Origin of the sequence: Sphingobacterium puteale (assembly GCF_003627955.1) — a bacterium.
GTDB lineage: Bacteria > Bacteroidota > Bacteroidia > Sphingobacteriales > Sphingobacteriaceae > Sphingobacterium > Sphingobacterium puteale.
Map to the genome: position 1 here is coordinate 41918 of NZ_RBWS01000019.1, position 23584 is coordinate 65501.

At 38.8% G+C, this 23584-nt stretch carries 25 protein-coding genes; 9 read left to right on the forward strand and 16 right to left on the reverse strand.

The genetic code is table 11. The features are described from left to right. Positions 1-166: 166 nt before the first annotated feature. A complete protein-coding gene (locus D7322_RS21895) occupies positions 167-1057 on the reverse strand; it encodes an SIR2 family protein (protein WP_121126346.1) in 891 nt (296 codons plus the stop codon). A 481-nt stretch (positions 1058-1538) separates the two neighbouring features. Between D7322_RS21895 and D7322_RS21900 the strand changes: the two genes are divergently transcribed. The 4 genes from D7322_RS21900 to D7322_RS21915 all read left to right on the forward strand — a co-directional run bounded on the left by D7322_RS21900 (position 1539) and on the right by D7322_RS21915 (position 3425). Then, on the forward strand, positions 1539-1793 hold the full coding sequence (locus D7322_RS21900; RefSeq protein ID WP_121126347.1) for a hypothetical protein: 255 nt from the start codon (positions 1539-1541) through the stop codon (positions 1791-1793). 304 nt (positions 1794-2097) lie between these two features. Next, positions 2098-2592, forward strand: a complete 495-nt coding sequence (locus tag D7322_RS21905) for an N-acetylmuramoyl-L-alanine amidase (RefSeq protein WP_121126348.1) — start codon at positions 2098-2100, stop codon at positions 2590-2592. Further along, entirely contained in the window at positions 2579-2956 is a 378-nt protein-coding gene (locus D7322_RS21910; protein WP_121126349.1) for a hypothetical protein, read from the forward strand. The genes D7322_RS21905 and D7322_RS21910 overlap by 14 nt, the downstream gene beginning before the upstream one ends. Continuing rightward, the gene (locus D7322_RS21915; RefSeq protein WP_147430516.1) at positions 2913-3425 is read left to right on the forward strand and encodes a hypothetical protein; all 513 of its coding nucleotides are present in this window, start codon (positions 2913-2915) and stop codon (positions 3423-3425) included. The genes D7322_RS21910 and D7322_RS21915 overlap by 44 nt, the downstream gene beginning before the upstream one ends. Before the next feature lie 74 nt (positions 3426-3499). Here the strand turns inward: D7322_RS21915 and D7322_RS21920 are convergent, their stop codons facing one another. Beyond that, a complete protein-coding gene (locus D7322_RS21920; RefSeq protein WP_121126351.1) occupies positions 3500-4123 on the reverse strand; it encodes a hypothetical protein in 624 nt (207 codons plus the stop codon). Between the two features lie 361 nt (positions 4124-4484). Between D7322_RS21920 and D7322_RS21925 the strand changes: the two genes are divergently transcribed. Beyond that, the gene (locus tag D7322_RS21925) at positions 4485-5291 is read left to right on the forward strand and encodes a LexA family transcriptional regulator (protein WP_121126352.1); all 807 of its coding nucleotides are present in this window, start codon (positions 4485-4487) and stop codon (positions 5289-5291) included. A gap of 928 nt (positions 5292-6219) precedes the next feature. Here D7322_RS21925 and msrB read toward each other — a convergent pair. The 12 genes from msrB to D7322_RS21985 form a co-directional block, all read right to left on the reverse strand. After that, positions 6220-7308 carry a peptide-methionine (R)-S-oxide reductase MsrB gene (gene msrB / locus D7322_RS29365; RefSeq protein ID WP_121126353.1) on the reverse strand — a complete coding sequence of 363 codons (1089 nt, stop codon included), beginning with the start codon at positions 7306-7308 and terminating at the stop codon, positions 6220-6222. Positions 7309-7314: 6 nt separating this feature from the next. Then, positions 7315-7758: a DUF417 family protein gene (locus tag D7322_RS21935; RefSeq protein WP_121126354.1), complete on the reverse strand. Its 444-nt coding sequence runs from the start codon at positions 7756-7758 to the stop codon at positions 7315-7317. A gap of 76 nt (positions 7759-7834) precedes the next feature. Continuing rightward, positions 7835-8104: a hypothetical protein gene (locus tag D7322_RS21940; protein WP_147430517.1), complete on the reverse strand. Its 270-nt coding sequence runs from the start codon at positions 8102-8104 to the stop codon at positions 7835-7837. An 11-nt stretch (positions 8105-8115) separates the two neighbouring features. Next, positions 8116-8667 carry a sigma-70 family RNA polymerase sigma factor gene (locus tag D7322_RS21945; RefSeq protein WP_121126356.1) on the reverse strand — a complete coding sequence of 184 codons (552 nt, stop codon included), beginning with the start codon at positions 8665-8667 and terminating at the stop codon, positions 8116-8118. A gap of 84 nt (positions 8668-8751) precedes the next feature. Next, positions 8752-9153, reverse strand: coding sequence for a DUF3784 domain-containing protein (locus D7322_RS21950; protein WP_121126357.1), 402 nt, complete (start codon positions 9151-9153; stop codon positions 8752-8754). Positions 9154-9218: 65 nt separating this feature from the next. Continuing rightward, complete coding sequence (locus tag D7322_RS21955) at positions 9219-10301, reverse strand: hypothetical protein (protein ID WP_121126358.1); 1083 nt, start codon at positions 10299-10301, stop codon at positions 9219-9221. Between the two features lie 156 nt (positions 10302-10457). Further along, a complete protein-coding gene (locus D7322_RS21960; protein WP_121126359.1) occupies positions 10458-10637 on the reverse strand; it encodes a hypothetical protein in 180 nt (59 codons plus the stop codon). A 49-nt stretch (positions 10638-10686) separates the two neighbouring features. Continuing rightward, positions 10687-11190: a hypothetical protein gene (locus D7322_RS21965; protein WP_121126360.1), complete on the reverse strand. Its 504-nt coding sequence runs from the start codon at positions 11188-11190 to the stop codon at positions 10687-10689. 255 nt (positions 11191-11445) lie between these two features. Continuing rightward, the gene (locus tag D7322_RS21970) at positions 11446-11943 is read right to left on the reverse strand and encodes an anthrone oxygenase family protein (RefSeq protein ID WP_121126361.1); all 498 of its coding nucleotides are present in this window, start codon (positions 11941-11943) and stop codon (positions 11446-11448) included. Positions 11944-12038: 95 nt separating this feature from the next. Next, positions 12039-12812, reverse strand: a complete 774-nt coding sequence (locus tag D7322_RS21975) for a helix-turn-helix domain-containing protein (protein ID WP_121126362.1) — start codon at positions 12810-12812, stop codon at positions 12039-12041. A gap of 97 nt (positions 12813-12909) precedes the next feature. Continuing rightward, positions 12910-13995 (reverse strand): NAD(P)-binding domain-containing protein, encoded by a 1086-nt coding sequence (locus D7322_RS21980; RefSeq protein WP_121126363.1) that lies wholly within the window; start codon positions 13993-13995, stop codon positions 12910-12912. A gap of 13 nt (positions 13996-14008) precedes the next feature. Next, the gene (locus tag D7322_RS21985) at positions 14009-15031 is read right to left on the reverse strand and encodes an LLM class flavin-dependent oxidoreductase (RefSeq protein WP_121126364.1); all 1023 of its coding nucleotides are present in this window, start codon (positions 15029-15031) and stop codon (positions 14009-14011) included. A 188-nt stretch (positions 15032-15219) separates the two neighbouring features. On the opposite strand from D7322_RS21985, the gene D7322_RS21990 reads away from it, so the two are divergent. Then, positions 15220-15813, forward strand: a complete 594-nt coding sequence (locus D7322_RS21990) for an HD domain-containing protein (protein ID WP_121126365.1) — start codon at positions 15220-15222, stop codon at positions 15811-15813. A gap of 92 nt (positions 15814-15905) precedes the next feature. Here D7322_RS21990 and D7322_RS21995 read toward each other — a convergent pair whose 3' ends face one another. After that, positions 15906-16940 carry a hypothetical protein gene (locus D7322_RS21995; RefSeq protein WP_121126366.1) on the reverse strand — a complete coding sequence of 345 codons (1035 nt, stop codon included), beginning with the start codon at positions 16938-16940 and terminating at the stop codon, positions 15906-15908. A gap of 637 nt (positions 16941-17577) precedes the next feature. On the opposite strand from D7322_RS21995, the gene D7322_RS22005 reads away from it, so the two are divergent. From D7322_RS22005 to D7322_RS22015, 3 genes are all read left to right on the forward strand, one after another. Further along, a complete protein-coding gene (locus D7322_RS22005) occupies positions 17578-17886 on the forward strand; it encodes a hypothetical protein (protein WP_121126368.1) in 309 nt (102 codons plus the stop codon). A 127-nt stretch (positions 17887-18013) separates the two neighbouring features. Continuing rightward, complete coding sequence (locus D7322_RS22010) at positions 18014-18235, forward strand: methyltransferase type 11 (protein WP_121126369.1); 222 nt, start codon at positions 18014-18016, stop codon at positions 18233-18235. A 179-nt stretch (positions 18236-18414) separates the two neighbouring features. Next, the gene (locus D7322_RS22015; protein ID WP_121126370.1) at positions 18415-19272 is read left to right on the forward strand and encodes an alpha/beta hydrolase; all 858 of its coding nucleotides are present in this window, start codon (positions 18415-18417) and stop codon (positions 19270-19272) included. Between the two features lie 85 nt (positions 19273-19357). Here the strand turns inward: D7322_RS22015 and D7322_RS22020 are convergent, their stop codons facing one another. Further along, complete coding sequence (locus D7322_RS22020) at positions 19358-23311, reverse strand: hybrid sensor histidine kinase/response regulator transcription factor (RefSeq protein ID WP_220700150.1); 3954 nt, start codon at positions 23309-23311, stop codon at positions 19358-19360. Positions 23312-23584: the final 273 nt, after the last annotated feature.

Sequence of the window (23584 nt, forward strand, 5' to 3'; positions counted from 1 at the left end):
GAAAACGATCGCTGAAAAAGTGTTAAGATCAACTTTTCTGAAATTTGTCAATGAGACTCTATTGAGGAAATGCCTTTTTTATGCATAGTGCGCCTTCAAAAAGTGTGCTATACGCTGAAACAAAAATCTTATAAAAACTCCGTTCTGGTTATTCATATAAAAAGGATTATTTATCTGGTGGAAGCTGATAGCGCTTTTTGATCTCTTTCAATATCTTTTTGTAATACTTTGTTTTGTCCGATTCATCAATAACAATAATTTCCACATCATTAGCTTTGAGTAATTGCATTTTATCCACAGCGATTTGATGCCATTTTTTTGTTGTATAATAAAATAGCTGATTTTGAATAAAATTACTCTTTCGATAAAACTTATTTCGAGCACGATAGGTCAATAGCCACCAGAGATCAATCTCTACAAAATCCAGTGAAAGACCCAGGATATGAATGTCTTGTGTAAAGAAAAGATCTATCCAGGATTGCAGTTTCAGGTTCTTTTTTTGCTTCAGCCTTTTTATTAATGCCGCTTTAAATACTGTATCAGACGTGTAATTGGTGCCATTGACAACATAATCTCTCATTTTTTGGAGCTGTCCGCAATAATGTTCGTAGCCCAGATTGATGGAGGTCGGGTTGTCACAATCCCCATGGATATGCCAAAATGTTTTATCTGTTGTTTCATGCCGGCGAAAAACACTATAGGTTGTTTCCCTGACAAGACTTGTATTAACCTTTGCTGTGGGGCCTTCCAGACTGAATTCATAATTTGTTGTGATGATATTCTTCGTCGGAAGAGATCGGATTAACTGGTGTATTTCATTTTGTTTTATTTGGGAGACGCTGTCCGAGATATATGTTTTAAGTTCCCTCTCATTAAGCTGCTGCATCTTGATCGCATTTAGAAAAATCTCTTCATATAACATTGGGAAAGGTTTTTGCCCATTTTCCAATCCCGTCAGCTGATATTTTGCTTTAATATTGGTCAATAAATCGCTCCAACTGATCCCCGGAGAAATATTGTTGATATCATTCCCAACTAAAAGACTGAATTTATCCATTTGTAATTAATTTCTATTGAAGATTTTTTGTTCTATTTAATTGTTTTACGCATATTTCGATTTATGATAGTATGAATTCCATCATGAAAATTATTGATCGGTCTCTAATTTAATAAAAAAGAACGAAGGAGGTCAAGCGGCTTTTTAAACCTTCTTTTGGTTAGGGTGGCTAACAAGGAATCTTAAATTTTTGCTTTATTTTAGGGACCTCATTTATTTATCGGAAATCGAATTCCGAAAATGGCGGGACTGATGAAAAAGGCTAGGCGAACCGATTTCCTAGCCTTCACGGTATAACTCATCCTATGCTATAACGATCAAATAACAAAAAAGTAACAAAAATGTTTTTATCCGGCCAAAGGAGTGCTAATTTTCGGTCAACGATTTCGGGACAATACATTTCTTTGTCAAACGAGTCTGAGTAAAACGTTATATCTTTATTGCAGGTGTAGATGTCGATAGCCCATTTGATCAAAAAAGGATGAAGACACACTATCCTCTATCCACCGTGGACAAACAGCTTGGATACGAGCTGTTGGCAAAAAACAGTATTGACTGTATGCTGGTCCGACTGCCCAAGATCGAATCAACAAATGAATACGGACGAGCAGTGGAAGCAAGTCTTGTAGATTGTCCCAGTGATGCTATGACCGCTTTTGAATTGGCGGATTTTCTTATCGGTCGGTTAGAAGCCAGAAGTTATATTCGTAAAGCTCCTTTTATTGCCAACATTTAACAATCATGATCATATATTCTTAACGAATCCATGCATCTATTTTAAAGCCACATCAGTCCGAAGTAGCTTTTATTTTTACATCAGGAATAAAAAGAAGCCATCCTTTCACTGATATTCGGTAGTTGTTTCATACCGCTTGTATATGCGTAATATTTCATTTTTCAGGTGCTGCCCATAAATAAATTTGTATTGAAATACTAGCTGAAATATACATGACGGCTTTTATTTGAATAAAACTAAAGTCCGGATTTTAATAAGGAAAAGCGCTGAATATAGAAATAAATCATCAATAATATAAGAAGATATGGATATTGAAAAAAACAAATTGGTAGGAGTTTCCTATCACGAGACATCTAATAAAGGCCGTGTTATCAGCCCTATTTTTATCATTATGCATTATGATGGTGCATCCAATGCCACTAGTGCGATTCATTGGATGTTGGATCCCCAGAGCAGGGTTTCGGCCCATGTGCATATCAGCCGGGACGGTATAGTGACACAATTGGCACCGTTCAATATTAAATGCTGGCATGCGGGACTGAGTTCATGGGCTGGTTTAAAAGATCTGAACAATTATAGCATTGGGATCGAGCTGCAAAATAAAGGAAATGAGGTTTATACGGAGAAGCAGATTGCCGCGGCGATTGAAGTCTGTGAGGCAATCGTTGCCAATTATCCTATTCAGGAAATTTTAGGGCACAGTGATATTGCTCCGGGAAGAAAAGAGGATCCGGGAAAACAGTTCCCATGGATGAAGTTTAAATCACTCATAAAAAAGAACTACTATGGAAATACTTGAGATTTTAGAAAAATTGATTATCCCTATCGTTACGGCTATCGGTGGTTACCTTGTTGGACGGCCTAAACAGCAGGCGGAAGTGGAAGCAACGAATGTAGAGAATGCCGGGAAAGTCATCGACAAATGGGAAGGTTACGCAAACCGGCTCGAAAAAGACATTGAACATTTAAGAGCAATTATTGAAGACCTCAATGAAGGACTCAGGCTCGCCAATGACGATCGTATGGCCTGTTCAAAGACCTTGGCGGAGTTACAGGTGAAATATGATGATCTGATGAAGCTTTATAAAGAGTTGCAGATTGAATTAAAAAAAGTGAAAAATGAAAAATATACTTGCATTGACCGTAGTGCTACTACTCGTTAGTAGCTGCGGTCTATTTAAAAAAACAGTAAAGACAAGTGAATCGCATATGCTTGAGGCAAGGGGGAAAGTGATGGTATCGTCACAAATAGATTCCAGTAGCAGTCATTTGGAGGTTGGGCAGTCCTACGTCCGAAATCTGAAACAATCTGAAGATCTTATGCAGATCGAGGGTGCGGAAATCGAGATCAGTCCGGATGGAATTGTACGGATAGGTAAAGGGAAGGTCAATAAAAAACGGACGCTTTATGCAGATAGCAGCAATGTATTCCGGAAGTCTATTTCCGGACAAAGTCAGCTGGTCATTGAAAATCTACTGCGCAAAGATGAAAAATTAAAGTCAGCGGAAAGAACGACAAGGCGAACGGAGCGACCAATGGTAACAAGTATGCTATTTTTTATTACTGGTCTACTTGTCCTGGCAAGCCTTATGCTCTGGTGGCTGCGAAGGAAGATATGGCGAAAAGGTTAAGGGTTATTATACCGATCAGAGAAAGTGTTGAGCTCACTAATTTTATGATCGGTATAATTTCTGGGAAAATCATCTTACTTATCATTGAAACGTTTATGAATGAAATAGTAATTTGACGCCTGTTTGATATCTTTCTTAAAATCATTATATAAGTCAAATTGGTTGCATGCGCAGATAATGGATTTTTGTAAGGTATCACTATTAATCTTTAAATACGGTCCAAGTTCCTTGTATATTGTGCTCTTTACTTTAGTTTTTAAGTTGTCTAATTTTTCTGGCTGAAAAATGCGCAAGACTACCGCGATTGCTTTGTAGCGATGTTGAATATCTTTATAATTGATATATTCACCCATGATCTGTTGGGTGGGTATACCCATAAATTCACAATAACAGTCGATGACTTGACTGATTTTGGAAAGATCAGGCTCATAAATTTTGTCAATTGATCTTAATATTTCCGGATGATTTTCTTTTAAGAAGCTTAAAATGAAAGAGTAATATAATGTGTTCATGCGTCGGGAATTGGTCTTGTTATTTCGTTGCATTTTTACAGCAGTTAATTTTTGTTGTGGAAATAGAACTGACATAAGCTCCATTTCCTGTGCTTGTTTTGAAATAATGTTCTGATTTCTGATATCCTTCCGGTTTAATCCGACGGATCCGTTTAGCTGTGCATGCGTTGTGATGAAGCGTTCCATATTGATGTTCCTTTTAAGTATATACCTGTTTTTTTCTCTGTCTTTTTGTTATTCGTTAAGCGAAGCCATTGATGGGACATTGCCGTCTAATAAATTTCTCGGATATAATTTACCGATGTGAATTCATTGTTAAACAAAGTTAAACAAAATTGTTAATCATTCAAGGGTTTTGAATTTTATTTTACGCATTTTTTTATTGTTTACTACCGTTGTTAAACTTATTTGTTTAATTGTAACTATCTCATAATTAGTGCTTAATGTGTTTTATTTGTTTATTTATTTGTTTAGGTTTAATATCTTGTGTAACTTAGTGTCAGATTGTTATGAATTAGTGTAACATTTATTCTTATCCTATAAAAACATGGAAACTTATCCACATAATAATTTTGAGGTTTTACGCTTGGAGATGGGGATTACCAATCGGGAATTCGCGAGTTTATTGGGCGTGCGTGAGCAGGTATATTCCCGCATTAAGAAAGGGGAATATCCAATTGGACTTACCATGAAAACACGGATTCAAAATGCCTTTCCACAGGTTCAATACGACTGGCTGCTGTATGGGAAGGGGGAGCGAGCCCAGTCAGGTATATTCGTTCAGTCTGATGCTCTTGCAGCAGTCAGCGTTGGGAATGGAAAATCAATTGGGTATTTTTCAAATGACGTTAAGTTTATTGATGAAAATAAGAACAATATATTCTTTGAGGTATCGCCCGGACGATATCTGATGCAAACTAAGCTCGTTACTGAGAAGGCAAAAGCGGGTTATCTTTCGGGATTCTCAGATGCCGAATACATGGATGATTTACCAGCACATTTTATTACGGTGAATGAATTTCACAAGGGGGCTTACCGTTCTTTTGAAGTTAGTGGTGACAGTATGACCGATGGGACTGACGCCAGTGTTCTGGATGGTGATATTGTTACTGGGCGTCTGATTAAACGGGAGCTCTGGCAATCGAAATTCCATACCCATAAATATAGATACTGGGTCATCGTTCATCGATATGAAGGAGTAATTATTAAAGAAATCGCCCATCACGATGTCGCGAACGGAATCCTTACATTACGTTCGCTAAATTCGGATAAAGCGACCTATCCGGATTTTGAAGTTAGTTTGGATGACGTGGATCAGATCTTCAATGTCGTTGATATCAGCCGTTCATTATAGGACTCCGCTGAAGTGGTATTCGCAACAAAACTACCTGACGACGATTGACCATCATGAAAACATGTTCATCCAAATATTAGCAGCGTGTATTTTTCGGTATGCAAGCACGGATTGGTAAGCCTCAATTGATATTTCCGGGGATTTGTCTTGTTTGTTGTAAAAACCGGCCGCGTCGAATTAAATGCCATAGGTAATAGTTTTTTATTTTTCAGCTAAAATATATAGTAAATAAAGCTAATTTAATTAGTTTTATTTGCTATATTTGAACACGGATTGAAAGCTGATGAATGTGTTTAATGTATGATGTCCCGGCGTCGAACAGTATATATAATGCGCTAGGATATATCGTTGTACATATAAGAACATTGGTTGCTCATTATTCTTGCATGTTCATTGCTTTCAATTCCTATAAATCCGAACAATTAAATGGACAGCGTGATGAACGTCTGAGATAGTAATAATAGTAAAATGAATATACCATTGACGAGTGATATCCTTCAGGACTTGAAACGTAAAGGTTATAATATACTTAAGTCTGAGAATAGTATAGAAGATACCTATCAGTATTTTGTTCCTGTAAGAGTAAATGATTTATGAAAATTTCTAGAAGAGTTTAGCAAAGACTCCGCGAGGGTCGTTATCGAACAGCTTATTCACGTTTCCGTGGAAACCTTTAAAAGTAAATTTATAAAGGTATTTTAAATCCAGTCGAAGCCATTTACTAATCCATCATATGTTTATTTTTAAAGCCAGTTTTTAACCTGGCTTTTTTGTCCCTATACTTCCGATACATTTACGATAGCTGATCTATAAGGTAGTATCCAAAAAGCCGCAATATAACAGCTTATGCAGATCTTAAAATAACAAGTTATAGACAGATAAATAAACTTTTATTCTCGTTACGAATAAGGCTATCGGGAGTAGGATACTACTTTGATTTATCGCTCTTCTGTAATAAAGGAATAAATTTCTCATAACCTTGGGCTTTCATCTGTTCTTTTGGAACAAAGCGTAAGGAGGCACTATTGATACAATACCGCAATCCCCCTTTTTCGGGGGGACCATCATTAAAAACATGCCCTAAATGAGCATCACCTGTTTTGCTTCTCACTTCAGTTCGGCTCATTCCAAAAGATTTATCGTTTTTTTCGGCAATTAAACTATCGCTAATCGGCTTGGAAAAGCTCGGCCAACCACAGTCTGACTCAAACTTATCTGTCGAAATAAATAAGGGTTCGCCGGTTGTAATGTCAACATAGATACCTTCCTTAAATTCATTCCAGTAGCCATTGTCAAAAGCCTTTTCGGTCGCACTATTTTGCGTGACATCATATTGTAATGGTGTCAATTCTTTCTTCAAAATTTTTTTATCTATCTTCTTGTAACGCGTGGGCTGGTTTGCTTGCCGGGCCTTTTCAAATAGGTCCGCCGGAATATGGCAATAGCCGCCCGGATTCTTTCCTAAATAATCCTGATGATAATTTTCAGCAGTATAAAAATTACGTAATGCAGCAATTTCGACGACAAGTTTGGAATTATAGTTTTTCGCGAGCTGTTCGATTTCTCCCCGGATCGTTTTTTCATCCTCTTTTTTTGTAAAGTAAATTCCGGTTCTATATTGCGTACCTATGTCATTCCCCTGTTTATTCAAACTTGTTGGGTCAATCGTTTTAAAGTATAAGTCAATCAACAATTTCAAATCAACTTTGGCCGGGTCGTAATTGACTTTTACGGTTTCAACAAAACCAGTATTGCCCTCGGATACCTGTTCATAGCTGGGATTGGCTAGTTTTCCATTCGCATAACCAACTTCGGTGGCCGTTACGCCTCTTATTTGTTTAAAATAATGTTCTGTTCCCCAAAAGCACCCTCCAGCGAAATAAATTTCCTTGGTTAGCCTGTAATCTACGGTACTCTCCCCCGAAACTGATACCTTTTCTTCACTTTTTGTAAAGCCTATTTTTACTATCGCGAAGCCAAAAAGGATGAGCATAGTAATGGTCGATATAATTTTCATGATCTTTTATTTGTTAGCTGATTGTAGTAAATTGATTCCAAATCCAAGAAATAATATGTCCTTGAGGATAAAGAAGTCCGTTACCGGAACCCCATTTACATATCTCAACATATTGGGAGTGGTAAAAAGATAACTGAGGGTCATTGTAAAAATAATGCATAATCCCACACCGGCATATCGCCTCAGCGGATTGAGTTTTAAACTTAGTAAAATAAGTAGGGCAACCACGATTTCAAAGATGCCGATAATATTGGATACTGTTTGTACGCTTAGCAGGCGATACAACCAGGAAGAAAGCGGATGATTTGCTATCAATGGCTTAATGGCCATGGCTTCTGTCGCTGTAAACTTGAATATTCCAAGCCACAGAAGAATGAGAACAACGCCAAATGTGGACATGTAAAACCCCCATTGCGATGATGGGGTCGTGGGATTTTTTGTTTGTGTCATGGGATGCATTTTTCTAACATTTAAATTGTTTCTCTCTTAGTAGTATGCACCTCAAATTCCTGACAAAAAAATCTTATTATTTCAGTTTTTCTTTTAATTTATCTTTAAATAGTTGTAAATCAGTTTTGTTGAATCTGTCAGGAACGTCCTGTGTAAATATTTTTTTCATCGCATCTTCCATTACATTGATCTTACGGCTATAAGCGCGGCACCATTTACAGATCATGAGGTGCGCGTTTAGACGGATTTTTTGTAGGGACGTTATGCTGTTCGTGTTTCGCTTTTCCATGAGTAGGGTTGCCTGCCTGCAGGGCATCAATAGCAGATGTATGAGTCGTCTTACCATCCTTTACAAAATCATAAAATGTTAAACCAATTGAATTCCAGACACTCCCGAAGTTGCATACGGCCACGTTGAAGGATCTTCCATAGGTTAGTTGTCGTAATGCCTGTTTCCTGACATACTTTGTCTGCTTTTTTTTCTTCCAAGTAGTAAAGCTTTATTGGGATAAGCCATTTTAAAGGTAATTTATCTATACAATCCGCCATTACTTTGTTGAAATCATTGTTGTCAAGCAGGTTTTCGTCTTGTTCATTCCAGTCTTGTAGGATATCGGCATGTTTCCATGATCCTTCCTGATCAAAATATCGGTCCAGTGGAACATTTTCTGTGTGTCGATATTTTTTGCGGTAAAATTCAGCGACTTTATTTTTGAGAATAGCCATTAACCAGGTTTTCACACTACTTCGGCCTTCGAAAGAATAGTAAGATTCAAATGCGGAAATAAATACATTCTGGACAATATCCTCCCCATCCTGTTTGTCAGATAACAAAAAAAGTGCACTATTGAGAAGTGTTTCACTGTAGGTGTCGATCCATTGTTGTATATGTTCTGAGCGTTTGTCCATGTAGTCAACGATAATCCTATAAAATTAGAAATAGTTTTTTTGATACTTTCGATCCTACCAGGATTGATTATGGCTATCAAAGGATCAGCCCCTTAAAAACAGAACCATCATCGCTATAAGCACAATAAAAAGAAAGCAAATGACAACAATTGAAAGAATATACTGTTTTTTATTCCTTTTTAGGAAAAAGCTATTGGCTTTCCAGATAAAAAATATATAAGCAAGCAGAGGATAAGCTATACTAAAAATCTTCGCCCAATGCGAACTGATAGCGAAGAGCAGGAAGATAGAAATCAGCAAATATGAAACCGCTAGTAATAGATGAAATTTTCGGAAATATGGAATAAAAGCCTTTATATCAAATTGTTGTTTTTCAGCTGTGGAAAGTGTGTTATATCCAGAAAGTGATGCGTCTGCATTTTTTTCGGTGACTAGAAAAGCTACAGTCGCCAGCATTGCACTTAATACTAAAATCAAAATAATCATCTGTTAAAAATTGATATTTGTGATCGTATTTTGTTTATTCTCCATTGAAATCTTTCTTCTTTCTGTTACTTCCATTTCCTGTAATTCTCAGGGATTAAAGGAAGCCCTTTTGGGAAATATAGCCCGTTAAAATCAAAATAAAAGAAAGTTCCTGTTTCGGCATGTCTTATCTGTAGGAGCGCTTTTAGATTTTGGGATATACTGATATATCTGTAATCAAAATGGTCATTTCCCAGGACGGGAGCATTTCCCTGTTGGGTGTTAACCAATACCAGTTGTCCGGGATCGTCCGTTGCCGGTATTAAGCTAAATTCATTGTTCAGTACAATAGCTTTGTTATGAGGAATAAGTATCTGGTTCGCCATACTGGGAGGTGGCATCATACTGCCGCGTAGTTCAATTTTCTGGTTGAATAGTTTTGCAATTGCCTCACGTTTATAAACTGTGCTGCCTATTTTTTTAAAACTGGTATTGTAGACTTCCACGGTGTGACTCGACTCAGGTATACCGTATTTCTGACCAAAAGTACGTTGGATTGCGGTTTTGCTTCCCAGCACAAATCCGATCAGGGTCAAAGGTGCATTTTCGTTTATTCGGTATATGAGATCAAAGCTTTCAAATTTGGGTAAGGAGTTTATTGGAACAAAACTATTGTTAGCGTCCAAAACAGCGTAGGTTTCATCTTCTTTTAACGCCCAGAGATACTGTTTACCATCCACGCTTTCGTTGTCCCAAGCATCCTGATTTGGTTCGATTTTTTTGTAGGAGTGCGTAAGTTGTATTGGCGAACTTGCCGAATTTAACAGAATAGAGCTTCCATTTACCTCAAAGTGATAATAGCTGTCTTTGTTGATTTTCAAAAGGCCACATGTGCGATCCAGATGTCCAACAAACTGCGCTTTTCCAGAACGGGCATCAATGACCTCGTCCTCGCCTTCATTTTTCGCGATGATATAACTTTGAAAATCTCCGACCACATCATAATTACCGGGGCCGTCCACAAAAGCATCGGGCGGGACAAGTTCCGTCTCGGAAATCTTTAATAAACCTAATTTACCTTCGGATTTGAAAGGAATAAACTGGGGATGCTCCTGAGCGAATGCACAGGAAAAAAATAAAAAAATACTAAAAGCGAAAATAAACTTCATCGTAAACTGACTTTTGACATTTGGTGGCGATCGCGCGCACCTTCAAATTTGAATTTACAAAAATAAATCTATTCAACGCTGTAAGTTTTTTACTTATCCCACAGGTCATTGAAGATAGCTTGCAGCGCAGCTACCGGACGTTATACCACGCTGCATTTAATTTTCAAAAAGCCATTTTATTCCTACTACCAACATCACGATCACCGCGATGATGTATTTTACTTTAATCACTTGTTGTTTTCGGTACGCAATGTAAATCCCCAGTGCCATGATCAAGGCAATTGCAATAATTATCCATCCAAATGAGAAGCTGTTTCCAAGCTCAATATTTATCATATTTTTAGTTTTTTAATAATGTATTAGATCAGATTTGCGTAATCGTATTTTAGTCTTTTTCAAATGTTACGTCCGTTATCTTGTAATTGAAATTAGTTTTGTCGCGCTCAGCTTCAGGCTTTTCTAATTCATTGTAATGTACGGTGCCGGTCATTTTAAACGTAGTATGTGTGTCGAGATTGGTTTTCTCCCCATTTTTATCAATGACGTGGAAATTTTTGAGTGTATAGTTCTTTTGGTCCGCCGGAAGTTCAAATAGAACACTGTTGTTTTCTGTGCCAACCGGTAATATCACGCTGAATGCTGTAAATTTTTCGGAGCTGATCGCATGCGGTTTCACAACAAAATTCATTGCCATTGTCTTTGAATTACCCGATGAAAAGGTAAAGGATGGAGCGTCGAACTCACCAATTAGTTCAATGGTCTTGTTATGGTTGTCGTAGTTGGATTCCATTGCCTTAATCGTATCCACTGATGTACCATTGCATGATGATAGGGATGTTAAACCCAGGGATGCAAGTAACAAGGCTGGAATTATTCTTTGTATTTCCATAGGAATATGTTTTATTGTTTTTGATATTTTAATATGATATTAACTGCGTTTTTTGCTCTTATTTTTCATAAAAGTACAATAGAATCTACAGTTCAATATAGTAGGGTTTAAATCCGTTGTAAATAAATTTAAATCCGTAAGCTCTTTTGCTTTTTTCGCTTTTGGCGGGATCAGTTTCCTATGATAGCTTGGGGTGTCCGCCTATGCTTTTAGAAAATGGTATGTAGCAGTTTTAACGGAATCCTGCGCTTTTTGTTAACCTTTGGATTTAAAAAAAATAAGGCTGATAATTAGACAAACTAAGGTGATAATGGAGAATACGGTTCGTATATTGTTCCAGAATACCCAAGGATCTTCAATACGAAGTCGCATCCGATAGATGGCGTCCGATGATGCTTTTGAAAGATCGAATGAATCCAATTGGTTGTTTAGCGGAACATTTTTAGCCGCGGTAATGATAAATACACCAACAATATAACTTATGCATGCCGTCAGGATCAGATAGAATTTCGGAGATGATAAATCAAAATACAATACCGATGAAACAATTAATAATAATGGTGCTCCTAGAAAACAGCTATAAAATGCAGGATTTAAAATTTCTCTATTGATATTTTGCATCGCTATCAAATAAGTCTTGTCATCCGATTTATGGAGCCCTAAATTGACGGAGAATGTATAGGCGAAAAATAGGCCTGCTATTAATGCTGAAGTAGTTGTTGCTGCTCCTAAAGTGATCTCTTGTAGTTTCATTGCTTTTGAATTTAAATAGATAACGATTTTATTTAATTTTCTTTATGTAAAATTCGGAATCAACAAACATTCAAAATAGAACAAAAACGACAATACTAGATTTTGCCAAACGTGTTGGGAGTCACCCCCGTAAAGGCTTTGAATACCCGGATAAAGTGTGATTGATCGGCGTATCCATTCGCATAAACGATATCATTTATCTTGCTGAAATCTTTTGTCTCCAGTTGGTTGAGTGAAGACTGAAATTGGACTATTTTTGCGAATTGCTTTGCGGAAACACCCGTTTCTCTGAGAAATCTTCGTTCCAGTGTACGAATGTTCAGCTTTTCTTTTTCGGCGATTTCTTTGATAGCAATTATCCCCCTGCTGTCGATGATGTATTGGATTGCTTCTCTTACCAGGAAATCGAGCTTATTACTTTTATGTTTAAAATAATCGAGCAGTAAGTTCGCGATAATCCTGATCTTTTCTTCTATGGTTGAGGCGAATAGGATGTTTGAAATAATCTTGTTGATATCGTTTTCGGGCCCAGTAGTCAGATAATGGCAGCTGTCATTGATCTCCCGGGGATTGATCCCCCAGAAAGCGCGTAAAACAAATGGATACAATTGAAAAATAATGATTTGAAAATGGCCGTTCACATGTATGTTGATGGGTTTGATCGTTTGGCCATATAAAAAAAATGTTGGCATTTTTTTTCCATGCGGCTGTATGGTTATACCATTTTCGGTTTGATGGAATAGAAGTCCGGGATATCCATCCGCAAAAAACGGCAGGATGGTTTCTGAGGATTCGCTGTCTTCGAATACGAGAATATTTTTGACAAAAAGGGCAATGGATTGATCTGGAACAATATTTTGGATATCCATCGTGATAACTATTTCTGTTTAAGATTTAAATAGGCTTAAATATAAAGAGATTTTTACTGATACGGCAATTCTGATTTGATGCCGACCAAAAATAGTACTACAAAAGATGCAATGTTTTGACAAGTTCCCTTGCTGCAGCACTTCCCGCTCGGTTGGCTCCGATCGTGGAGGCCGAAGGGCCATAACCAACTAAATGAATTCGAGGCTCTTTAGCAACCATTGTCGCAAGGCGACCGTCCATTAAAATGCCCCCATTTTCTTCTTTGGGTAATACTGCGTCCAAATGCTTCAATGAACTTTTAAATCCGGTGTTCCATAAGATAATATCAGCCCTTTCTTCTCGGCCGTCTTCCCATTTTACGCCCGTCGCCGTAATTTCGCTGAACATGGGAAATCTCGTGAGTACACCTCGTTTTTCCATCGCCTGGATTTCAGTGGAATAGGGGAGGCCCGTGACCGACACGACCGACAACGGCGGTAATCCCTGTCTGACTCGTTCTTCGACCATCGCCACAGCATTGTGACCGGCCATATCATCAAAAGGTCCTTCGCGGAACAGAGGCGGTCGCCGGGTAACCCAGGTTGTGGTTGTTACTGCTGAAATCTGATCCAGCAACTGGATGGCCGATATTCCGCCGCCGACAACGATAACGTGTTTATTTCGAAAATAGTCCGCTGTTCTGAAGTCTTTTGTATGCAATTGTTCCCCCTGAAATAAATCTGCTCCGGGATAATGAGGGATATAAGGGCTCTCCCAGGTACCTGTGGCATTGATAATGCCTTCCGCTGAAAATAGGGTCTCCGCAGTATCTATGTGAAAACGTGCCCCGTGTAAAGATACCCGATCTACTTTGACTGGACGATATACCTGTAGCCCAAACCTCTTTTCATAGCAATCGAAGTAATGTGGAACAGCAATATTTGCCTGCACTTCAGTCTCACTGTTTGTCAATGTTTCTTCAAATGACATCCCCGGCAAGTCATGGATTCTGTTTACTGTGCTTAGTGTCAGTGAAGGCCATCGAAATTGCCATGCGCCGCCGGGGGAAGGGGCTTCATCCAGAATAATAAAGTCCCGATTAATTTCCAGTCCCAGTTTTTTCAGGTGGTAAGCTGAAGAAAGACCGGCTTGGCCCGCGCCGATTACTGCGATTTTGGTTTTGTAACGAATGTTGTTTATCATTTGTATGAGATAGCTAACGCCACCCTAATTCAGGTGCGACATGTTCCAAAATAGCGGAAAGCACATGCACATTGTAATCTACACCTAAGGTGTTTGGAATGGTTAAGAGAATGGTATCTGCTTCTTGGATGGCCTCGTCCTGAGCCAGTTCTTTGACAAGTTGATCCGGTTCGGCGGCATAACTGCGGCCAAAAATAGCGCGTCTGTCCGCTTCGATAAATCCAATCTTATCTGCACGGTCCGACTCCTGCCCAAAATAATACCGGTCTAAGTCATCTACCAATGCGAAAATTGACCGGCTCACAGAAACTCTAGGCTCGCCGGGGTGCCCTGCTTCTTTCCATGCTGCTTTATATAAACGTATCTGTTCAGCCTGTTGTATATGAAAAGGTTTCCCATTTTCATCATATTTCAATGTCGAACTTTGTAAATGCATGCTGTTTTGAGCCGCCCATACAGCTGTTGCATTCGATGCCGCTCCCCACCAGATGCGGTCACGTAGTCCCGCTGCATGTGGCTCTAGTCTGAGCAGGCCCGGAGGGTTTGGAAACATCGGGTACGGATTGGGTTCGGCAAAACCTACCCCTTTCAGCTTTTCCAGAAATTCCAGTGCCTTCCTACGCCCCATATCAGCATCGGTTTCCCCTTCAGCGAGTTCGTAGCCAAAATAGCGCCAACCGTCTATCACCTGTTCGGGTGAACCCCTACTAATTCCTAATTGTAACCGGCCTTCTGAAATTAAATCTGCAGCCCCGGCATCTTCCACCATGTATAATGGGTTCTCGTAACGCATATCAATGACTCCGGTACCTATTTCAATCGTATGGGTCTTGGCGCCAATAGCAGACAGTAAGGGAAAAGGAGACGCCAGCTGGTTCGCAAAGTGATGTACCCTGAAATAGGCTCCGTCTACGCCTATTTCTTCTGCTGCTACAGCCAGATCGATGGACTGAAGCAAGGTGTCACTTGCAGTCTGCGTACTGTAAGCCGGATGTTTGGACCAATGCCCAAAAGATAAAAATCCTATTTTCTTCATTCGTCAAGATGGGATTTGATGTTGATCAAATTTAATAAATCTACACGGATCTGTGAGCCTGGGTTTGTCCTATGGATGTCAATAAAATCTGCAACCGGAAGAGCTATTCCGTTAATTGCTATTTGGCAATTAACGGAACTTATAAATCTATTAATTTTGTATAACGTCTACCTGATCATAGCATAACGATGACACCGGAGAAATTATTAAGACAGATTGATTTTATCAAGGAGATTGATAAACTAAAATACATTCAGCGAAAGACCAAGCTTTTCAATAGCGACCGTTGTGAAAATGATGCAGAACATAGCTGGCATTTAGCGTTAATGGCGATGGTTTTATTTGAGTACGCAGACGAATCAGTGGATCTATTGAAAGTTATTAAGATGGTGTTGATCCATGATATTGTTGAAATTGACGCTGGTGACACTTTTATCTACGATACGCAGAAAGCACATACCAATACGGAGGATGAGCGTATGGCAGCCCATAGAATATTCGGACTTTTACCGAAATCTCAAGCGGAAGAATTTATTACCATATGGGAGGAATTTGAAGCTGGAGAGACCCCTGAGGCAAGATTCGCAAGGGCAATGGATCGCCTAGAACCACTTTTACAGAATAGTTCCAACAACGGCGGTACCTGGAATGAGCCTGGTGTGAACTATACGAAGGTCTATGCAAAAAAAAGTGCCATCAAAGCGGGGTCCAAGGTAATATGGAGGTATGCGGAAAACTTGATTGATGCGGGAGTCAAAAAGGGTATTTTGAAGAAAGAATGATTTTGTACTGATGAGAGAACGTACTTTATGACAAAGTATATTCTCTCAATGTCGAATCTGATTTTTTACAATCGCCGCCTGATCGGGTGGCCTTATTTACTTTTTTTCTTCACCTGTAAATCAAAGGAATTGGTATACCCCAAAATTTCGCCTGTGCTGATATGCATGGCAAGATAACTTAGCGGGTAAGAAAAATTATCAAAATTACTTTCCATTCGAAGGTTCAACGCAGAAATTGTATTTTTGATCTCCTGAAAATTGACAGCATGTCGAATAAAGGTTTCCTGACCTCCATCTCTATAGTAGATAAGTAGTTTTGTTGCATTGAGAACTTGCTCATCCATATTATCCAATGAATTTCCTTCCAACAATTTATCAATAGCTCTATTCATGTCAGCTCTTGTGAAATCACCTTCCGCTGCAATGACAAGTTGATAGCCATAATTGACGGATAGAATAAAATAGGGGGAATAACCCAATTTTTTCAGATTATTCAGATCTGACTCCCGGTAATTTGAGAAATAATCAACTTGATCGGTATCTAAGGTTAATCTCCTCACCAAGGTGTGTCTGAAGGTACTGTGAGCCTTTCGGACAGTTGTCGAATCACTATGCCTGACAAGATTGAGCGCTTTTTCGATATCCCTGTTTAGAGGAATATATAATTGTATCTCAGCATAATCGGAAAAATCTCTTGAATCCATTTCTAGCGATCCCGAGAGATCAGTGTTCCTGAATAAATTGGCATAATTCAATATGCTCACATAGGATGGTAAAAAATGTCCAATTTCTTCTTTTGCTGAATTCGCCATGACATAAATAGGAAAGTTCTTTGCTTTGGACTGAATGTTTTCCAAATATAAACCCTTTGTGGTGTCTTTAAGGTTCCAAAGGCTACCTAAAAATAGTTGTTGATCTACCGTTTCATCGACAAAGTGTTCTTTGACCACAAAACTGACTGATTTGCGTTCAAAAAGTGAGTCCTTGGGTTTGGGAACAGTAACCTTCGTTGTGTCTGTGGGCGTGGGCGGCTCTATTTTGGGTTTGATCACAGGATCTTTTGTACAACTTAAAATTAAACCCAGTCCAAATGCGAATAAAAGTAATGTCCAATTTTTCAGAAGCATTTTTTAATTTATTGGTTAGATAAACAAATGTGCTTATAAAATTTGTAAATGTTTTTATTTATTTAAAAATTACACATTTGTGTCTTTTTTTTCTGTTTCAAATTAGTTTACGGTTTCTGCAGAAACCTGATGAAAGTGCTATTCGTATTTTCTTTTTATTTAAACGAATAATAAATCACCTTAAACGAATTGTAAATGTGAAGTGATCATAAAAATGGTATTGTATACATTTGCTTAGCCATTGGATCAGTGTTTTTATAATATAAAAAACGATGTAATGGATACAAATCCCTTGGTTTTCACTAATGGGAGTTAAGTATGGAGGCGACAACTTGCGCTGGGTACATTGTCCCAAAGATGCGCAGCGACAAATAGATGGTAGTGCCGGGCAGTTTGCCGTGGTGGCGATCAGATCAGATAACCCACGCATATTAACACAACAGTTTCTTCTAAGAGGCCATTTTAATCCATATACCAACGAAGCCACATTTTTTTCTAATGTGGTTTTTTCTTTGTGCAATTTGTACTTCATTTAGTGCCGTTGGCTTTTGGCATCAGAAGCATTGCCTCTTCTTTTTTTTGATAAAATATGCAGTAGATTTTATTCGATACGAATGATTAAATAAAGAAAAGCATTATGTTGTTAAAAGGAAAAAAGAGTTCGTTTACCGAGCTAAATGTGCCTTTCACCGAAAGTATCTGGGAGAACTTGCTCTCTTTTTGGAAATTAGATATTAATAATTTAGTTTCTACAGGTATGGCACATCTTTTTAATGCATTGATTCTTTTGTTATTTGTGGCAATTATAGCGTTGTTTTCGAACACTGGGAAAAAGAAAGATAACGAAGTTTTTCATGATGTTTTACAAGTCTATCATACGGATTCAGTGCCTACAGCAGAGCCGAGGTATCCTACAGATTTACAGCAGGTATTAAAGAATAAATAGTAGAGATCTGAAAGACAGGTCAACAGGATATAGGCTTACGTAAAAAGAGTGATTGAAAGTAATTCGAAAGGCTGAGCAAGTTATTCGCGTGTGATAGAATTCGGTGAATTTAGTGAAATATAATACAATGAAAAGGGTTGAAATATTTAAAACGAACGTCTGTAAATACAGGGAAGCACAACAAATTGTCACAACGCTTCTGGGGCTGTTCTCCGCATATAAAATTAACTTTGATCTTGATGATGATGAAAATATTTTAAGAATAGAGTCTTCTCAGTCGGATATCGACGCCAGTAGCGTTATGAAGCAGATGTTTGACTGGGGGTATGAATGTGAACGGATCGTATAACATTTGAGCTGTGGGGATGGCTTGACATAATCTATAAAGGCACCAGGAAATAAGTATAAAAATTTTTTTTATTGATTTTTAAACTTACTTTCGAAAGTTGTTATAGGACATTGCCGCCGTTTTTTTTGTCATGGAGAACTGCCGTGCGGGATCGGGCTTATTTTTAATTAACGTTTGAAATGAAGCGTACAATTTTATTTTTTTTAACCTTACTCATCTGTCATTATTGCGCTATTGGACAGACCAAAGACCGTGATTTGACCATCGGTAAATCTACTACACTACATTCAAATATTTTAAATGAAGACCGAAAGATCAATATTTACCTTCCGGATAATTATGGGGAAAATGACAAGTTGACCTATCCTGTTGTGTATGTCCTCGATGGTGGCATGGAAGAAGATTTTTTTCATATCGCCGGGATAGTTCGTTTTGATACACAACCTTGGATAGCACGTTTTCCTAATAGCATTGTCGTGGGGATTGAGGGCAATACCCGAAGACGGGATTTTACATTTGCAGTTCCTGATATTAACTTCTTGGAGAAAGAAGGATTTCAAAAAGCAAGCTTTCCTACCTATGGCGGATCGCAAAAGTATATCGCGTTTCTTAAAGATGAATTACTGCCTTATATCAGTAAACACTATAAAGCAAAAGCGGAAAGAACTGTAATCGGCGAGTCTTTGGCAGGCCTTTTCTCTGCAGAGCTCCTACTTAAACAGCCTGATCTTTTTGATAATTATATTATTATCAGTCCGAGTTTATGGTGGGGGCAACAGGAGCTTTTGAAAAATACCGAAAAGCTATTAACCGCCAACCTAAGAAAAAAGGTAAGGGTTTACCTTGGGGTCCCTAATAAGGATGAAGATCTCAGAATGTATCAGGATGCCGTGGCGTTTTACGATATTTTGCGCAACAATAAAAAGATGGAAGTTATTTTTGACTATATGCCCGATGAATTACATTCAACCGTTATCCATCAAGGAGTGTATAACGCGTTCAGGAAATTATATCAAAAAACAGTTTATTCTAGATAATCCTCGATAAATTGGGTTAAACACTTTCGTGGGGGCTGTAGTGTGCATTGAATTTATCGAACTATTGTTTTACATAGCCTATATTTTACCTGGCTTGTAAACGCGATTGTTGAATAAACTCTTTTGGAGTCAAATTAAATGCTTTTATGAACGCTTTTGTGAAATAGGATGCTGAACTAAACCCCACGAGAAACGCCACTTCGTTAATACGATAATCTGATTCAATCAGTAACGTGCAGGCGCGTTTTAGCCTGTAATTTCGCACGTAGTCGCCGGGAGAAGTTCCGCTGATCGCTTTTAATTTTCGTTGAAAATTAGAACGGCTGATTTTAAATGTATCTACCAATGATTCTACATTGAATTGTTCGTCTGAAAGATGTTTTTCGATCTCAGCATTGAGCTGTGTTAAGAATGCATCATCATGGGCATTTGTGGCCAAAGAAGAATAAGAAGATAATGGTGAAGCATGGAAATTCTCCAATAGATATTTCCGGTTTTGTAGTAAGCTGCTGATTTGTGCTTTTAGGAAGGTCATCGAAAAAGGCTTTTCAATAAATACGTCGGCGCCGGAGAGTAAGCCTTCAACTTTCGTTGCATTTTGTATTTTGGCAGATAGTAGAATAACGGGTATATGCGAATAATTAATGTCATTTTTTAAACGCTTTACAAATGTAATTCCGTCAATCTCTGGCATCATGATATCGGAGATCACAAGATGATAAACTTTATTGTCTAACATGGTCAGGGCTTTTGACGCACTATCAGCAATATCAATATGGTACGATACGGCTAACGAATGGCTAATAAAAGCCGTAATGTCCGGATTATCGTCAACCACCAAAATCTGGGTGAGATTGTATTCCGGCCTGTCAAGTGGAATGGGCTGTTCCTCAATTATTGGACCTGTAGCTTCATGAGCGAGTTGTATGCTCCTGATCGTGAAAATAAACTTAGCGCCTTGGGGCAACATATCTTCAATTTTTATCTCGGCGCCAAGCCGGTTCGTCAGGTGCTTGACCAGGGACAGTCCGATGCCAGTTCCACTGCGGTCTTTATTTGTGCTAAGCTGGTAAAAGGGATCAAATACAAGCTTTTTAAAGTCATCCGGTATTCCGGGACCATCATCCGAGACCGTAATCGTGAAAGAATTGTCCGCGTTTTTTTCTAGGCCGATCGAGATATAGGAATAAGCGAATTTTGTTGCATTCGTCAGGAGGTTACTCACAATTTTCATGACAGCATCCAAATCGGTTTCGATAATGAGGTCTTGCTCCTGAGAGATTGTTAGATCAAAGCGAACTTTGTTGCGGTGGATTGACTTTCTGAATCTATCGTAAAGATCTTCTACCAAATTTCGCAAATTGACAGGCTCCAGGGTTAGCGGCTGTCCATTTTCGTCCATTTTACGAAAGTCAAGTAGCTGATTGATCAGTAAGGTAAGGCGCTCACAATTTTTCTCTATGATCCGGAGATTGTGCGAGGTTTCTTTATCTCCATTTTCGTACAGGAGTATTTCTTCCAGAGGTGCCGTTATTAAGCTCAAAGGCGTACGGATCTCGTGCGCGATATTTGTGAAGAAATCAATTTTTGATCGGAAAGATTTTTGTTCCTGTTCAGCCTGGAAAGCCATTAAATGACGGGCTTGTTTACGCTTGTTCGCTAGAATATAATACCGTAAACAGACATAGCACAATGCAATGAACAAGATCGCATACGTTATTTTTGCAGGAATGGAGCGCCAAAACGGCGGTAATATTTCAATTTGTACCACTGTGCCTTTTTCATTCCATAGACCATCATTGTTGGATCCTTTTACGTGAAAAACATATGTTCCCGGCGAAAGGTTAACATAACTCACACTTTTCGTATTACCAGCCAAGGTCCACTCGTCATCGGCTCCCTCCAGCTTATAGGCATATTGATTCTTGGAAGGTGATGCAAAACTCAAGCTTACAAAAGAGATATTGAATGAAGAAAATTGGTGGGTTAGAACAATCTTTTCGTTCTTGTGCAATTGAACCTGAATGTCTTTTTCTAAATTGGGGTTATGCTTGTTCAGTAATTGTATCTGCGTAATGAAAACATTTGGTACGGTTTGATTTTTAACAGCACTGATTTCATCGGGATAAAAACTTGTGAACCCGTTGATACCACCAAAATAAAAACGGCCGTCTTTAGCTTTGAAAGATGCTTTAAAATTAAACTGGTTCGTTGAGAATCCGTTCTCCGTTGTATAGAGTTTGTAGTTTTTGGGATTGTCGGGGTGAAAACAGATAATGCCTTTGTTGCTGCTGAGCCAAAGGTTGCCTAGGGCGTCATCCAGTATGCCGTAAATCACATTATTTGGCAACCCTTGGGCTTGCCCGATATTGCGAAAGCTATCCTTCACCTTATCATAAATAAATATTCCTTTTCCCTCACTTGAAAATAATAATCGATGTTGGCTATCAACATAAATACTGGTTAGTTTGCTGGACGAAATGGGATCATTTGGGCGGATCGAGCTATAATGAATCCAGGCTTGCTTGCGTAGGTCAAATTTTATGGGGCCTGATTGGTACGAGGCGAGCCAGATATTACCTTCATCATCTTCTTTGATGTCATAGATAAACTGGGTGACTTCAGGGATACGGATAAATTTCTTTTTTTGCTGATCATATCGGCTAAGTCCGGCAGGAGTTCCTATCAGAAGATCCCCGTTTTTTGTTTTAAACAGCGAAAAGATACAATCATCGTTAATTGTTCCGGTGTTGTTGGCATCATGTCTGAAATTTTGACGTTGACCGGTTGCCAGATTGTAACGATCGAGCCCCCGGGAGAAAGTCCCGATCCAAAGATGATCGCCATCCAAAAGCAGGGCATGGGTATTATGGTAAGAAGCTCTTATCGGTTGCGAAATTTGTTTCTTTTCTTTGTCATAATAGTTGATACCACCATCTTCCGTTGCGATCCACAGGTTTCCTTTCGTATCTTCACAAAACTGACTGACAGCTTTTCCGGACAAAAAGCCGGGAAGAACATCCGGGAAAAAAGTCTCTACGGAAAGCAATGCTGTATTGAGATAATTAATTCCACCAAAGTAGGTGCCGATCCAAATGGCATTTTCGCGATCCCTCGCTATGGAGTAGACGTTCTGGTCACTGAGACCATGTTTGTAATAGGGTACGTCTAATCTTTCGGATGTCCCCGTTTCGGTGTGAAACAGGAAGAGTCCGTCATCTGAACCAACGAGAAGCTGGTTTTCGCGAAATTCTCGCAGGGCACGGATATGCGTGACATAAGGATGCCTTGTATTGTTAAGAAAGCGACTGAATTCGTTGGACTGTTTGTTATAACGAAGCAGGCCCTGTGACCAGGTACCTAGCCATAGGTCTCCTTTAGGGTCTTCCCACATCGAAAGAATTTCAAATTGGGAATCTCCAACCTCGCTAAACAGCGGACCAACGATGTCAAAATGTGCCTGCTGGTTGTTGAAACGAAGGAGTCCAAGACGTGTGGCAGCCCAGATAACACCGGAACGATCTTGTAGAATGGCCCAGGTCGCATTTTGACCCAACGTGGCTCCGTCGAGTTGTAGCTGTGCAACTTTATTTGTACTTGGATCATATTTCCAGATACCCTGCGACATGGTTGCAATCCAAAGGCTTCCCTGCCGGTCGATATGAAGGGCATTGATCGCTGAGTTAAACGTTCCCTTGCCGCTTATGCTAAGCTCAATCTTTTGAAAGGATGCTGTAATCTTGTCCATGATATACAAACCGTCGTCGGTTCCGATATACAAGTGACTCGGCGATTTTTCAGTAATGCTTCGGACAAAATTATTTCCCAATGACTGTTTCTTTTCCGGTTGGTAATGGTAATTTTTGAAACTATTTCCATCGTATCGATTCAATCCGTCTTTCGTCCCAAACCACATAAATCCCTGCTGGTCCTGGACAATGCAATAGATCGTATTTTCAGAAAGACCGTCTTCCACTTGCAGCTTTCTAAAATGAAAATTTGAATAGCGTTGTGCCAGGCACGTGATCGTGCAGAGCATATACAAAAAAACAATTCTAAAAATGAGCGCCCCTTTCATACCAACTAAAATAAAACTAATAAATGATTCTGTTGATATGGCTGATAAGTGATAAATGGTAATTGTCGGTTAAAAGATGTACAAATTGGTCAAAAAGCAGGAATGACTTATTTTTACCATTTTTTGGATCATATCTGCCATTTTGTTACTGTAATGCCCGTTACATTTGAAAATAGGTTTAAAGATAAAAGTTCGCCATGGATTCTTGTCTTTGACCAATTATAAATAACCAGT